Here is a 14,721-nt window from a genome sequence, read left to right on the forward strand (position 1 = left end):
ATATTTTCCTTTAAAAATATTTTACTACCAAAGAATTCCTTTAAACAATAAAGTTAAAAAATATCCTCCTATTAATAAGGCTATTCCTAAAAATAAAGCCAAGCCAAAAACTCTCGCACCGCTCTTTAAAAACTTTTTAAAATCTATCTGTAAGCCTAAAGCTGCCATAGCAAATACAATACAAATAGTACAAAGATTTTTCCCGATACTTACAATAGCATGAGTATCAATACCTAAAAAGGTTTCTCTGCTTGCTAAAAAAGTGTTAAAGACTATCATTCCTAAAAAAGCAAAAGCAAAATAAGGTATAGTAAGAGTTTTAGCAGTTTTTCCATGAGTTGGATGCTGATTTTTAGCAACAAAATAAGTTACTATAAGCAAAAATGGCACAAGCAAAATAACCCTCATCATTTTAATGATAATTGCAATATTTGCAGCTTTTTGATCGAAATTTGCCATATCTTTTGCCATATCTGCAGCTCCAGCAACATTAGCCACTTCATGCAAAATTGCTCCCATATAAACACCCATAGCATTTTGATCAAAACCAGGAATGAGATCAAAAGCAAAACCAAATGGGCATAAAAACATAAAAATAAGCCCAAAAATAACCACTGTTCCTACAGCCAAAATACCCTTAAAAGGATCACTTTTTAAACTTGATTCTAAGGCTAATACAGCTGCTGCACCACAAATAGCACTACCAGCACCCACAAGCATAGAGGTTTCTTTATCGAGTCTAAATATTTGTGTTCCAACAATCATAGAAGTAATGAAAATAGAAGATACAACAATAGCTGAAAGAATAAATCCATTAAAACCTACACTTAAAAGCTCAGTTAAAGTAATATTAAAACCATATAAAACTATACCCAATCTTAAAAGTTTTTTGGCGCTAAAATGCACTCCAGCTTGAAAAGTATGTTGGTATTTAAAAAACCATGGAGAAAGTAAAACTCCAATAATTATAGCAAATGCTGTAGCTGCAAGATGTGTAGCATCCTTAATGCTTTGAATATTTGAAAGATACATAGAGCATATCACAATACATGCAGTAAAAATCAATCCTTTAATGTTAGATTTAACCATATTTTTAATATGTCTTATATTCATTGTTTTTCCTTTCTAAAAATATAAAATATTATTTGTTTAATATTTTTATTTTGGAATTATAATTATTTTTGTAATATAATAAAAATATATTATTTTAATTTTTATGATAAAATATTTTAATGAAAAATAAGCAAGGTACTTTAAATTAATGACAATGAAAATTAAAGATATGGAAATTTTTTTAGATCTTTTAAATACAAAAAGTCCGACCCATACAGCCAATAATTTTGGCATAACACAATCTAGTGTTTCTATTATAATTAAAAATATTGAATATAGCTTAGGAGGAGTTTTATTTGAAAGATTGGGAAAAAAGTTATTACCTACTCCTAAAGCTTTATTTTTAGGAAAAATTTGGATAAAACTCGTACAAGAATATCGCAAAAGCTTGAAAGATTTGCATAATGAGAATATACTTTTAGGAGATATAAAAATTGCAGCCACGCAAAGTATCGTAGAACATTTTCTTGCTCCAATTTTATTTGATTTTAAATCAACCTTTCCGCAAATTAAAATTCATTTTCAAACAGAAAATTCGAAAGAATGTCTCAATTTATTAAAGAGTGGTCAGATAGAATTTGCTTTAATTGAAACAGAATTAAATCCAACTTTATTAGAGTATGAAGACTTAGATATGCAACTTTGGAAAAAAGATGAACTCATTGTCGCAAGTAGTAATAAAAAATTAAGTAAAAAAGAATTTTTTATTGATGAATTATTAGATGAAAAATGGATCTTAAGAGAAATGGGTTCTGGACTTAGGGATAAATTTTTAAATGAAATTAAATCTGTTGCTAAAAAATTAAAAATATTTTTAGAGATTGATAGAATGACTGCTATTAAAGAAATCGTTTTACAAAAAAAAGCGATTTCTGTTTTTTCCAAAAAAAGCATAGAGAGAGAACTAGAAAATAAAATTTTATATGAGGTAAAAATCAAGAATGTTAATTTTGAGCGTAAATTTTACACTTTAAAAAGAAAAAATTATAATTTTAATCGAGCTTTAGAAAAATTTGAGTTTTTTCTTAAAAATTATAAAATCAAGTAAAAGATTATAAAAAAGTTAAGCATTCCTATGATAGAATGAAAGGTTATAATTAAAAGTTTTAAGGAAAAATTCAGATGAATAGTAAAACTCAAAATTTAGAACTTGAAGAATTATTTAAAGAAAATGAGAAAGACTATATCACCCATGAAAAATTAGTCAAATATTTAGACAAACAACCTAATAATACTACTGTTAAAAAAATAGCTGCCCTAATGAAAAAATATAAGGTTCAACTATTTTCAGCTGCAGAAATTGCACAGATAAAAAATATTGAAGATGCTAAGAGACTACAAGAAGAAAAGCAAAAACTTCAAGATATAAGTCTTGAAAACGAATTTGATCTAGCTAATGAAAATGATTTACTTGAATGGAGTAGATCTGATTCTCCTGTGCGCATGTATTTAAGAGAAATGGGTCAAATTGCACTTTTAAGCAAAGATGAAGAAATTGAAATTTCAAAAAAAATTGAACTTGGGGAAGATATTATCATCGATGCTTTTTGCTCCGTTCCTTATCTGATAGATTTCATTTTGGATTATCAAGAACCTTTAATTAATAGAGAAAGAAGAGTAAAAGAACTCTTTAAAAGCTTTGATGACGAAGAAAAAAATGGAGATAAACTTGATGATATCGACGAGGAGGAATTGGAAAACGAGGAGGAATTGGAAAACGAAGAAGATACTCCTAAAAAAACCAATAAAAAAGAAGATGAAAGGACTTTAAAAGTTATAGAAAAATTTAAAGCTTTAGAAAAAGCAAAAAAAGATTGGCTAAAAGTTTCCAAAGATAAAGAAAGCGGAGATGAGCTTTTGGATAAACTAGGCATTGCTTTTAAAAAAAATATCCTGAAAGAAAAATTAATGGATTTAGGACCAACCTCTAAGCTAATAAGCGAAATAGTCAAATCAATAGAAACGGCACTTAAAAGTGATGAAGAATTTGATAAAGAGCTTAAACGTCTTGAATATAGATTGCCTATGTTTTCAGAAGAATTAAAAAATCGTCATGCTGATATACTTAAAGATATCACAAAACTTAGCAAAGAAGAGATTGCGGAAAGAGCACTTGAAGCTACCATGGTAAGCACTTATATGGAAATTAAAAAACTTTTTCAAACAAAAGAAGCGAGCGAAAAAAGCTTTGATTTAGAAAAAGAACGTCTAAAAGAAATTTTAGAGCAGATTAAACGAGGTAAAAAAATATCAGATGAAGCAAAAACTAGAATGGCTAAGTCAAATTTACGTTTAGTTGTAAGCATAGCAAAACGCTATACTAATCGCGGATTACCGTTTTTAGATCTTATCCAAGAAGGTAATATAGGCCTTATGAAGGCTGTTGATAAATTTGAATATAAACGAGGATATAAATTTTCAACCTATGCGACCTGGTGGATACGTCAAGCTATCTCAAGAGCAATTGCTGATCAAGCAAGAACGATAAGAATTCCTATTCATATGATAGAAACTATCAATCAAATCAATAAAATTATACGAGAGCACTTACAAAAAGATGGTAAAGAACCTGACGTACATGTTATAGCTAAAGAAGTTGGCTTAAGCGTTGATAAGGTCAAGCAGGTTATAAAAATCACTAAGGAACCTATTTCCTTAGAAGCACCGATTGGTAGTGATGATGATGGCAAATTTGGAGACTTTGTAGAAGATAGAAATTCTCTTTCTCCGATAGATCACATACTAAAAGATGATTTAAAAGAGCAAATAGATGAAGTTTTAGACCAACTCAACGAAAGAGAAAAAACCGTTATCAGAATGCGTTTTGGCTTAATGGATGATGAAAGCGATAGAACTCTAGAGGAAATAGGAAAAGAACTTAATGTTACACGAGAAAGAGTACGTCAAATAGAAAGCTCGGCTATAAAAAAACTAAAACATCCTAAGGTAGGTAGAAAATTAAAAAATTATATAGAAGGTTGGAAGTAATATTTTCAAACTTTACTTCCAATTTAAAAACATTTTTTAATACTTATTGTTTTTGCCAAAACAAAACCGCAAATAAAACCAAATATATGCCCATACCAAGCTATATTAACTCCTATAGTCAAAGGAATAAAACTCATGAGCAGAATTGCGACAATAATCCCTAAAGTACTTTTTCTATCCAGAAAAGCAAAATAGCCCATTAAAACACAAATTGCCCCACTAGCACCTATAAGATTAACATTGGAATCAAAAAAATAAATATATACAACACTTAAAAGCGAACAAAGTATGCCGCCAATAAAATAAACCAGCAAAAAATATATTTTTCCTAAATATCTTTCCAATATGCTACCAAATTGAAAAAGCATTATCATATTAAGTATAAGATGAGTTAATCCGCTATGCAAAAACATAGAACTTAAAATTTGCCAATAATCACCTTTAAAAAATGAAATATTTAACCCAAATGAACTATAATTGGCATAAGGCACAATAAAATATACTATGATATTTAAAAAAATTAATAATAAAGTGATCAAATTTAAAACCTTTATTGAAAAAATATAATATATTTTTTAAATTCACATAAAATTCACATAAAATTAATTAAAATAATAAAAATTATAATTTTAGGAAACTAGCTTGAAAATATTTTTTCTAATCTTTACTTGTATTTTTTTTACATACTTAAATGCTGGCATTATCATATCTTCTGATAACTTACCCAATAATATCAAAAATTTTCTTAAAAAAAATTTCAATGTCCCTATAGGTATAGCTCAAAAAGATTCAAATTCTTATGAAGTCTATCTTAGTAATGGGTTGGAACTTGAATTTGAATCTGATGGAACTTGGAAAGAAATAGAAAGCAAATTAGATCCTTTTGAGTTTAATTTTCTCCCTGCTAATATCATTGATATTATAAAAAGTAAATTTCCAAATGTTAAAGCTAGGGAGATTGAAAGGAAAATTAATTATTATAAAATAAAACTTAATAATGGAATAAAAATTTATATCGATTTTAATGGGGCAATTTTGCACAAAAGTTTAGACTACTAAAAATGAAGTATTTTTAAAACACCTCACTTTTTTTCATCTTAAATAGGGCTTTTTAATTTACTTTTGAAAAAAGCTCCTATTATAAAAAATAAAGTAAAAACTACAAAGAAATATAAAAATTTTGGAATAAGCATAGGATCTCCAGCTGCATAAGAATGAAGTCCAGAAAGATAAAAATTCACTCCAAAATAAGTCATTAATATAGAATAAAATCCTAACACGCTTGCTGTTGCAAAAACATAAGGATTATTAAATATAGAAATAAATCTAAGATGCAAAATGATAGTATAAACAACAATAGAAATTAAAGCCCACGTTTCTTTAGAATCCCAGCCCCAATATCTTCCCCAGCTTTCATTGGCCCAAACTCCACCCAAAAAATTGCCAATAGTCAATAAAGCAAGACCTAATATCATTGCCATTTCATTAATGCAATGCAAATTTAAAATACTTTGATCAACTTGTTTTCTTTTTTTATTTCTTAACATAAATAAAAGCAGAGTAAAAATTCCAAGCAAAAAACAAAGACCTAAAAAACCATAACTTGCAGTGATAATAGAAACATGGATATTTAACCAATAAGACTTCAATACAGGCACCAAATTTGTAATTTGAGGATCCATAAAACCAAGATGAGCAACAAATAAAGAAATTCCTGCCATAATACTTGCTATACAAAATGCCAAAGGAGATTTTTTATAGAAAATCACACCAGAAAAAGCACAAGCAAAAGCGATATAAACCATACTTTCATAAGCATTACTCCAAGGTGCGTGATCGCCAATGTACCAACGAATAATCAAAGCAAGAGCGTGAATAATTACACTAAATGAAATTAGCAAAAATAGCACTCTTTTAAACCATTTTGATGTCTTTTTTAAACTTAAAATTTCATAAAAAAGAAGAATAAAAAACATACCACCCAAGAAAATATAAACAAAAACAAGATTGTTAAAAATATTATAGTGATTTAAAAATATCTCTAAATTAATTTTGGTTTTTGATGGAATAAGATTTTGAGCATAATATTTTTGAAAATCCTTAATTTTCTTTATATCTTCATCGGCTTTTGAAAAGTCCTTATTTATTAAAGCTTGATCAAAATCAAAAAAATACCTTAAAAGTAAATTTTGTATATTCTCTATATCTTTTGACTCAAAAGGCATAGAGATAGCTGGGGAATACCAAGTATATGTTTTTTGACTTGGATCTGGAAAAATTCTAAAAATTTTTCCACTATAAATATAATGAGCTATATTGATTTTTTCATCTAAGGATAAAATATCTTTATCAAATTGATTTCTTAAAACAGGCTTTTTACGATTCGCCTCTTCAACATAATTTGTAAGCTTGTAAAATTCTTTATCAAATACATCATTATAAGCTATATATTTTTCATTTTTATCCACCCCTAAAATCTCTTTAAGTTGCGGAGTTTTTACGCTAATCATTTTTATATGTTGAAAATTTTGTGGATACATAGTCATGCCTAAAAAAATCTGATTATAATTTAATCCTAAAAAATTATTTTTCTTAATAATCTTATGGATATAATTCATTGCTACAGAATCCATAGGTTTAATTCTTCCATCAAAATCTTGAATCAATAAACTACCAAAAAACAAAGAATGTTGCAAAGAATTATCCTTGATACTTTGCACAAGTTTTAAGCTATCCCATTCGGCAAAAACCTTAGTATGTGCAATAAAAAGACAAAAAATCACCAAAATAAGATTTTTTTGATTTTTAAGATAGTTTGAAAGTTTAATAAATCTCGATCTTTTATCAAATAAAATCCAAACAAAACCACATATCAATAAAGCATAGCCTATATAAGTTGGAATTTTTCCAGGATCTTTATTGACTGAAAAAATAGTTCCTTTTTCATCCTCATCATAAGAGCTTTGAAAAAACCTATATCCACCATAATCTAAAACATTATTCATAAAAATTTTATATTCAAAACTTTTATCTTTATCTATCACTTCAATATCTGAAGCATAAGATGAAGGACTCATTGAGCCTGCATAACGTTCTAAAATAAAATCTTTCAAATCAATCGAAAAAGGAAGCGTGATCTCTTCAGGACCCCAATTGAGTGCAAAAATTTCTCCTCCCAATCTAAAAGGCAATACATTTTCATTATTATAATTTGGCACGAGTAAAATTTCCTTAGAGTCTCCATTAAAAGAAATTTTCATCTTTATAACAGGACTACTTATCGTATCAGAAGCTTTTTCATAATCAAGTAATTTGAGATCTACTTTTTTATTTTCAATTAGAATTTCTTTTTTAAAGCTATTTTTTAATAAAGGATTAAAATCAACCCCAAAAGACTGATATTCTCTAACTTTTCCATTATCATTGTAAAGCAACAAAGTTATAAATTCATCCCTAGCAACAACGATATTTGAACTTTGTCCTTCTCTAATATGCATACCGCCTTCTATCCCAAAATATCTTGTGATTCCAGCACCCAACAAAATCACTATAAAAGCACAATGCAATAATAAAGCGGCATATTTTTTTCTCTGAAAAAGTTTATGTATAAAAATAATACCTACAAGATTGATCAAAAGCAAAAGATGCAACAAATCAAACCAAAAAGCATTATAAACCATCGCTTTAGCAGCATTTGCTCCAAAATCGTTTTCAATAAAAGTCGCAACCGCACAAGAAATCGCATAAATAGAAAGTAAAACAAGACTCATCCAAAAAGAAAAAAGGATTTTTCTAAACATTATTCTCCTTATAGCTTAAAAATATTTTTTTTAAAAGTTCATTTTCATCTAATTCTTGATTTTGTTTATTTTTTAAAATATCCATAGTTAAAATAAAACGTTTAGCGCTGATAAAACTAGGATAGATAAATAAAATTTTTCCACAAGAGTTAAAAAAAACTATAGTTGGGGTTGAATCAATATCTAATTTTTGAGAAAGCTCCATAGTGCTTATTTTTTCACCTTGATAATTATGAATTTTTTGATAACTTATATTAATATAGTAAGAATTATAGTCACTGCTAAGCATTTTTTGAATTTCTCCATTATTCTTTATCTCATTTTTTAATCTTTCACAGTAAATACAGTTGTTAGTACTAAATATAATCAAAGTCGGTTTTTTAGAAAAAATAATTTTTTGGTTATTTTTAAAAAAACTTAAGATTTCCTTATAAGAATTAATATCAAGATTGTTTGAAATTTCTATATTTTCTTGAGAAGATTGAACTCCGTTAGAAATAATATTTTTATCTATTTTATCATCACCGCTACAAGCAAATAATACAAATAAATTTACAATTAAAATAATCTTTTTTAACATTCCTTCCTTTCACAATCAAATAATTGCCTAAAAAATAGGCAATTATTTTAATAAATCAAATATAAAAGCATAGATCATCAAGAATAAAAACACCATGCCTGTAATAAGCATGAGATAACCGGCTAATTTAGCTATACCTTTATAAGAATCAAAATTAGATTTTTTCTCATATAAACTCTCGAGTTTTCCGCTTTCTTGCAATCGTTTATAATAAACATTTCTTTCATTCTTAACTTCACTCTCGCTTTGAGTTCCAGAAAAAATAACCATATCCATAGGAAAACGATCTGCTCTAAAATGGGTATTGAAAAAATGAATTGCAAAAATAAACCCTGTTGCAAGTAGAGCTTCATCAGAATGCATCAAAGAACAAAGATTGATCATCCATCCTGCTAAAAACAAACTAAAGAAAGTCGGGAACCATAAAACTAATCCTGAAAATCCTATTACAAACATACCCCAAAATACAGCCAAATAATCGAATTTTTCCCAATAAGTCCAACGATCAAATTGTGGTCTTTCTCCCATACCAAAAAACCATTTAAAATGCGCTTTTATATCTTTAAAATCTTGATAATTCGGTATTAAAGAATCAGGGCCAAAAAGTGCTTTTAAAATTTTCATTTTGTCAAGTTTTCCAGTTTTAGGATCACGCACTAAATCTCTTCTTTTCCAATTTACCATAATAATTTCTCCTATGTGAGAGAAAAATACAGCGAACATAACAATAGCACTTATATGATGCACAATTGTTGCACCGATTGGTCCACCCATAATATTAACCATGGTTTGGGCCCATGGAGCTGTATAAAATTTTTGTGGCAATCCTGAAAAAGCTAAACCAAGAAAACTAGCCGCCATAAAGAAATGCTGAATTTTATGGAACGTTGAAAAACGTTTAATTAAAATTTTATCACCATGAGCTTCTTCTTTTACTTTTTTCCATTGAACTGGATTAAAAATTCTTGCCAAAATAAGTCTAATACTCCAAAGAAAGGTATGTAATCCAAAAAATACAAAAACCCCGATCACTAAAGCCGTCATAAAAACATAAGCTCCATGAAGCAATGGAAAATTCTTTCCATCAGAGTGATCCGCATGTGCAATGAAATTTGAAAAATTTTCATTAGAATTTGGATGGCATTGAGCACAAGTTTGAACACGATTTAAAGAAGATAAAGTTGAATTTAAATCATTAACTTTTAAAATATTATGCTTACCATGACAATCATAACAAGCAGCAATTTTAGGTGCATCGCCTGGATTATTCAACACCATAGCTTTTCCATGAAAAGTATCATGATATCGATCTTGTTTATCCTTATGACATTTTCCGCATTTAAAATCACTTCTTTGTTTCAAAGTCATAGTGCTAAACAATGCGTTATTGCTATGAATATCGTGACAAGTGTTACAAGTTGGAGTTTTTTTCTTATTTCCATTTTCATCAAGCGCTATTTGACTAAAATTTTGATGAATGCTATGCTTAAACTCTTGATCTACATTTTTATGGCAACTTGCACAATTTTGATTAATAAGATCTAAATTTGTAGCATTGCTATAACGAATGATTTTTTTATCTTCGCCTTTTCCGTGACAATCCCTGCAACTTGGAATATCTCCAAAATACATTCTTGAATGAATATTATCTTTAAAATCATCCAAATTTTTAGCATTTTCCCATCTTTCTATTTGCTCCTTTTGAACTTTTCGACCAGATAGTACCCAAGATTCTATACCATCAAGCATAACATAAACATGAGTATAACCTAACTTTTGACTTAAATTTGCGAGATTTGAGGCATTATAAGTAAAACGATTAGATCCATAAAATATTAAAGTAGCATTCAAATCACTTGGAAGTAAATTTTGCCAATTTTGGCTATCAACTAAAATAGCATTAGGGATAATCCCTGCCATCTCTCTTTCTTCTTTAGAATTTATATCAATAAAATATACATTTTTTTGATATAAAAATTTTTCAGCATCACTCATGCCAATAGGAGTTACGCCATCTAAAATACCAATTTTTATTTTCCCATCTGCATACAAACTGCCACAAAAACATAAAAAAAGAAATATGATTTTGATAAAATTTCGTTTCAAGCCTTTCTCCTTCGATTTTCGCCTAAAAAATAGGCGAAAAATTTTATTTTAAAATATCTTTGGCTTCTTGTATATAAACTAAAGCTTCATCAACGATCTTCTTAGAATAAACTGGCCCGTGAACACCCCAAGATCCATCTTTTTGTATTTTATCCGCAATAGCTCTTGCTTGATTTGCTAAATTGATTACACGAGATTTTTTCTCTACAGATAACTTAGGATTTTCAGCCATAGCTTTATCAATCTCTTTTATACCTTTAAGAATATTTTCATATCCATCTTTTACAGGCTTTTGCCAACCTACAACTACATTGTAAATTGTTTCTTGATCGCTAAAATGAAGTTTTTTTGGCAGATTTGATTGAACTGCACTATGACATCCACTAGCACCTGGTCCCATAAGATTTGGATCACTAAAACTTGTACGTCCACAAGCCCACATAAGATCAAGGAAAAATCTTCCATCATTATCTCTAGCTACAGTCCAACCTGGAGTTTTTGGAGATCTTTCTTTGCCTGCAGGAGGATTAAGAGTTTTTGCGCTTTTATCTACTTTAATTTTCCAAATATGAGAAGCTCTAACATTATCAAATCCTCCCTTATCTGGGTTTTGAACAGCTCCAAAATTTTCACAACTCATCATATTTGGCATGTGACAAGCTGTACAATTATCTTTAGAATGTGCTCCACCTTGCTTAAAGAAACTTGCTTGAGTATCATGACAATCTGTACAAGATTTTTTTAGCCCTACTTTTGTATAACCATCTTTCCAATCATTATAAGTTACTTCATGCGGATCATGACAAGTAGAACATCTCATACCTTTATCATAATGCGCTGAATTATACATTTGAGAACCTTCGGTTCCACAAGCTGGACAACTTGATTTGAAAAATACGTTAAAAGGTTTTCTAGGATTTTTCTTTGCGTCTTCTTCATTATAAGAAAATCTTTGGTGACATCTTTCACAATTTGAAGGCATACCAGCACCTCTAGCACCGTAAAGATGCGCTCCAGCTCCATGACATTCTTCACAAGATATACCCTTTGAAATAGTATGTTTTCTAAGTTCTTTTGTATTTCCTAAAGCTTTGTAAAATTCTTCTTTGCTTTTAAAATCAAATTTAAAGCTATGACAAGTCTCACAATAAGAACTTGCTGGTTGAAAAAGCATATTTTTTCTATATTGTGCCGCATAAGAATTAGTACCCCAAATTCCAGAACCATCCCCGCCAAATTGTTCCAAGGTGGTTGGGAAACCTGGAGAGAATTCTGCAATTTTTTTAGCCATTTCTGGAGTTAAAAATTCACTCCAAAGTCTTGAAAATTGATTTCCACCTGCAACAATTTTTCCAGTCATATTGCTAAGATTTCCATCTTCTACATGGTAAGTCCCACGCACTAGCCATTTATCTATAAAACCATATTTTGTTCTAGGGGTTCCAATGATCACATATACATCATCAGGATAAATTCCTTCAGGTAAGATTGTAGATTTTGAATTATACATAGGTTTTTTTTAAATCATTTCCAACCTCTTCAAATTCATCAGGAAAACGAACAACTTTGGCATGACGTGATCTTTCCCAAGCTTTATACTGAGCTGGATGACATTCTCCACACTTTTTAGGACCTACAAATTTATTTGGAAAATCTAAAAATGATTCCATCCCTAAACGATAAGTAACAGAGGTGTGAGCTAAATTATTTTGCTCAGCAAATGTTGGACCATTGGAAAATTCTACGTATTCTTCCTCTCTATCACTGATAACATACTTGCCAACAATACGTCCTTCTTTTTCATATTTAAACATCGGATGATTTTCTTTTAAATATTTGAAAAAAGAATCCTCTTGATGCACATAACCCTCAAGAGTTCTTGGTTTTGTATTGCCATCTTGCGCTGCTTGTCCTTGCACCAATACATTAGGATTTTCAGCGCTACTTGTGTTTAAACAAAATCCAACTCCAAGCAATAAACACAAAAAACTATTTTTAAAAATACTTTTTTTCATATTTTACACCTTGTGAAATTGTTTACTCAATATAAATAATTATTTTATTAATTGAAATTTATTATTTATATTATATTAAATTTATCTTAATTAAGTTTAATATTTAATAAATTTAATATATTTATAATATAAAATATTTTTATCTTATCTTGGAAAGCGTTTTTTATAAAATAATATAAATATAACAATATATTTTAAATAATAAATAAATAAATAAATATTTAAATTATTTTAAAAATATGAACAACTTAATACAAATCATAAACTTCTCATCATTTCTACCGATATATAAGGTAGAAATGATCAATATACTAAAAGGCAGTAAAATGATAAACAGTATAAATTCTTACTCAAATTATAATTACTATACAAATACTTTAAATTCTAAAAAGAATTTCAAAACAAATGATTCAGTAGATAATAATAAAGAAATAAACAACAATACAAATTTAAATAACAATAATAATATTTCAAACAATACTTCATTAAAACAAATAAATTCAAATTTGGTAAGTGATAAATCTAAGGCAGTTAATAAAATACTAGGTTATGGTGTAGATGAAGATGGTTTTTTTTACTAGTGATTTTAATGAAGCTGCAGGAATACCTAAAGATTATAAGATTTATGCTAAGGGTATGGAGAATTTTGTAAATAGTTTTCTTAAAAGACAACTCTTTTATTCTCAAATTGATATAGCTAAAACTATAGGAAATGCTTATAATTCTTTTTCTTCTTTAGTGAATGATAAAGAATTAGGGCAAAATTTTAAAGAGCAAGATTTAAAAAATTTATCCAATAATGATGGTATTAATTATTGGAAAAAATTTCAAGATAATACTGCAACATTTTGGGAACTTGCTGATATGAAATTAGCAAATTTGGGTTCAGATAAATATCAAATAAAAGATGGTGAAATATCCAAAAGGAGTGCTTTGATTGCTTTTTTTTGCAAATCACCCCATTGTAGAAGGAACAACTACTTTATTAGGTAAAATGGCAGGCTTAGATAAAAATATTAGCAATAGTGAAATTAAAGATTTTATATCCTTTATGAATTCTAATCATTTAACTTATTCTGTTCGTATGAAATCTTCTAATCAACAGAATGATTGGGCTAATCCCATGGGAGATAGTCTATCAATATGGGATTATACGAATAGGGCAAAAAATTTAGGAGATGATAAGCTAATTAAAACTATTGAAAAATTAGGAAAAGAATATAATGAATTAATCAATTCTAATATGAGTTTAAATGAATTTAAAACTAAATATTTAGATTTTAAAGAAAGATATGATGACTTTATAGAAAATTTGGAAGCAGAAGAAAAAGCCAAAGGAATTGATTATAGCATAGATATTGCTAGTGGACAAAGTATTTCAAATAATAAAAATAAAAAAACACAAGATGACAATACTCAAAAATCTTTTAAACCCATCCAAGTAGAAAGTAAAAACAAAGAAACTTATAAAGATGATAATATAAGAAATGAACTCATAAAAAAACTTCTTGAAAATAAATTTGATTTAGCAAAAGAATTAGAAATTCTTTTTAATGTAAAAATAGATAATGACAATACAAATAATAATTCTAATAACAATAATTCTAATGACAACAATTCCAACTCTAATTATCTTAGTAAATTAAGTTCTAAAACTAAAACTAAACATAGAAGTGTAAATATTAAGGTTTAGAAGTTTATTAAGTTTTTTATAAGTATTTAGACACTCATTTATCTTTTATAATATTTTAAAAACAAATCATTTTACTCAAACTAACCCTAACAACCAAGAAAAAACAAAAACCAATCAAACATCAGCTAAAGCCATACAATTAAGCAAGATAAAGCTACACAAGCAAATACAAACCCAAACCTTAAACTAAATCCTTTTAAATAACCAAATCAAAGATATGAAAAATAAAGATTAACCTAAATCAATCAAACTATTTTTTACAAACAAACACCCTAAACTTAAAACTAAAATCCATATAGCAATCCAATTAACTCTACTTTATTAAAACTCAAATCCTAATAAACTTCTCTAATTTATTCACAAACTAAAACAACAAAAGTTAAAACATATACAAAGTATTCAAATAAAAAAATAAAAGATAAATCC

Annotated in this window: 11 protein-coding genes and 1 pseudogene; 6 read left to right on the forward strand and 6 right to left on the reverse strand. The window is 28.0% G+C overall.

What is annotated here, in order from left to right; translation table 11 throughout:
- Positions 1 to 24 precede the first annotated feature (24 nt).
- Positions 25 to 1,113, reverse strand: coding sequence for a YeiH family protein (locus H2277_RS06685; protein WP_337201565.1), 1,089 nt, complete (start codon positions 1,111 to 1,113; stop codon positions 25 to 27).
- Between the two features lie 154 nt (positions 1,114 to 1,267).
- Here H2277_RS06685 and H2277_RS06690 point away from each other — a divergent pair, with 154 nt between their 5' ends.
- Together H2277_RS06690 and rpoD are read left to right on the forward strand one after the other, a co-directional pair.
- A complete protein-coding gene (locus tag H2277_RS06690; RefSeq protein WP_337201577.1) occupies positions 1,268 to 2,161 on the forward strand; it encodes a LysR family transcriptional regulator in 894 nt (297 codons plus the stop codon).
- Positions 2,162 to 2,235: 74 nt separating this feature from the next.
- Positions 2,236 to 4,101 (forward strand): RNA polymerase sigma factor RpoD, encoded by a 1,866-nt coding sequence (rpoD, locus tag H2277_RS06695; RefSeq protein WP_337201566.1) that lies wholly within the window; start codon positions 2,236 to 2,238, stop codon positions 4,099 to 4,101.
- Positions 4,102 to 4,124: 23 nt separating this feature from the next.
- Here the strand turns inward: rpoD and H2277_RS06700 are convergent, their stop codons facing one another.
- Entirely contained in the window at positions 4,125 to 4,640 is a 516-nt protein-coding gene (locus H2277_RS06700) for a rhomboid family intramembrane serine protease (RefSeq protein ID WP_337201567.1), read from the reverse strand.
- A gap of 103 nt (positions 4,641 to 4,743) precedes the next feature.
- On the opposite strand from H2277_RS06700, the gene H2277_RS06705 reads away from it, so the two are divergent.
- Entirely contained in the window at positions 4,744 to 5,160 is a 417-nt protein-coding gene (locus H2277_RS06705; RefSeq protein WP_337201568.1) for a PepSY-like domain-containing protein, read from the forward strand.
- Between the two features lie 38 nt (positions 5,161 to 5,198).
- Here H2277_RS06705 and ccsA read toward each other — a convergent pair whose 3' ends face one another.
- The 4 genes and pseudogenes from ccsA to H2277_RS06725 form a co-directional block, all read right to left on the reverse strand.
- Positions 5,199 to 7,901, reverse strand: coding sequence for a cytochrome c biogenesis protein CcsA (gene ccsA / locus H2277_RS06710; RefSeq protein WP_337201569.1), 2,703 nt, complete (start codon positions 7,899 to 7,901; stop codon positions 5,199 to 5,201).
- Entirely contained in the window at positions 7,894 to 8,481 is a 588-nt protein-coding gene (locus tag H2277_RS06715) for a thioredoxin fold domain-containing protein (protein ID WP_337201570.1), read from the reverse strand. Before H2277_RS06715 ends, ccsA begins: the two co-directional genes overlap by 8 nt.
- A gap of 42 nt (positions 8,482 to 8,523) precedes the next feature.
- Positions 8,524 to 10,587: a rhodanese-like domain-containing protein gene (locus tag H2277_RS06720; protein WP_337201571.1), complete on the reverse strand. Its 2,064-nt coding sequence runs from the start codon at positions 10,585 to 10,587 to the stop codon at positions 8,524 to 8,526.
- Positions 10,588 to 10,630: 43 nt separating this feature from the next.
- Positions 10,631 to 12,602, reverse strand: a pseudogene (locus H2277_RS06725) (cytochrome c3 family protein).
- Between the two features lie 326 nt (positions 12,603 to 12,928).
- Between H2277_RS06725 and H2277_RS06730 the strand changes: the two are divergent.
- From H2277_RS06730 to H2277_RS06740, 3 genes are read left to right on the forward strand one after another with little or no spacing between them, the layout of a single operon-like run.
- Positions 12,929 to 13,183 (forward strand): hypothetical protein, encoded by a 255-nt coding sequence (locus tag H2277_RS06730; RefSeq protein WP_337201572.1) that lies wholly within the window; start codon positions 12,929 to 12,931, stop codon positions 13,181 to 13,183.
- The gene (locus H2277_RS06735; RefSeq protein ID WP_337201573.1) at positions 13,167 to 13,595 is read left to right on the forward strand and encodes a Cj0814 family flagellar-dependent secreted protein; all 429 of its coding nucleotides are present in this window, start codon (positions 13,167 to 13,169) and stop codon (positions 13,593 to 13,595) included. Before H2277_RS06730 ends, H2277_RS06735 begins: the two co-directional genes overlap by 17 nt.
- Positions 13,540 to 14,295 (forward strand): hypothetical protein, encoded by a 756-nt coding sequence (locus tag H2277_RS06740; protein WP_337201574.1) that lies wholly within the window; start codon positions 13,540 to 13,542, stop codon positions 14,293 to 14,295. Before H2277_RS06735 ends, H2277_RS06740 begins: the two co-directional genes overlap by 56 nt.
- The last annotated feature ends 426 nt before the right edge of the window (positions 14,296 to 14,721 follow it).

This window comes from Campylobacter sp. W0014 (assembly GCF_020135975.1).
Taxonomy (GTDB): domain Bacteria; phylum Campylobacterota; class Campylobacteria; order Campylobacterales; family Campylobacteraceae; genus Campylobacter_D.

Excerpts from the sequence above, each read along its gene's own strand:
- H2277_RS06685 (WP_337201565.1), bottom strand. The coding sequence starts at position 1,113 with ATGAATATAAGACATATTAAAAATATGGTTAAATCTAACATTAAAGGA.
- H2277_RS06690 (WP_337201577.1), top strand. The coding sequence starts at position 1,268 with ATGAAAATTAAAGATATGGAAATTTTTTTAGATCTTTTAAATACAAAA.
- rpoD (WP_337201566.1), top strand. The coding sequence starts at position 2,236 with ATGAATAGTAAAACTCAAAATTTAGAACTTGAAGAATTATTTAAAGAA.
- ccsA (WP_337201569.1), bottom strand. The coding sequence starts at position 7,901 with ATGTTTAGAAAAATCCTTTTTTCTTTTTGGATGAGTCTTGTTTTACTT.
- H2277_RS06715 (WP_337201570.1), bottom strand. The coding sequence starts at position 8,481 with ATGTTAAAAAAGATTATTTTAATTGTAAATTTATTTGTATTATTTGCT.
- H2277_RS06730 (WP_337201572.1), top strand. The coding sequence starts at position 12,929 with ATGATAAACAGTATAAATTCTTACTCAAATTATAATTACTATACAAAT.
- H2277_RS06735 (WP_337201573.1), top strand. The coding sequence starts at position 13,167 with ATGGTTTTTTTTACTAGTGATTTTAATGAAGCTGCAGGAATACCTAAA.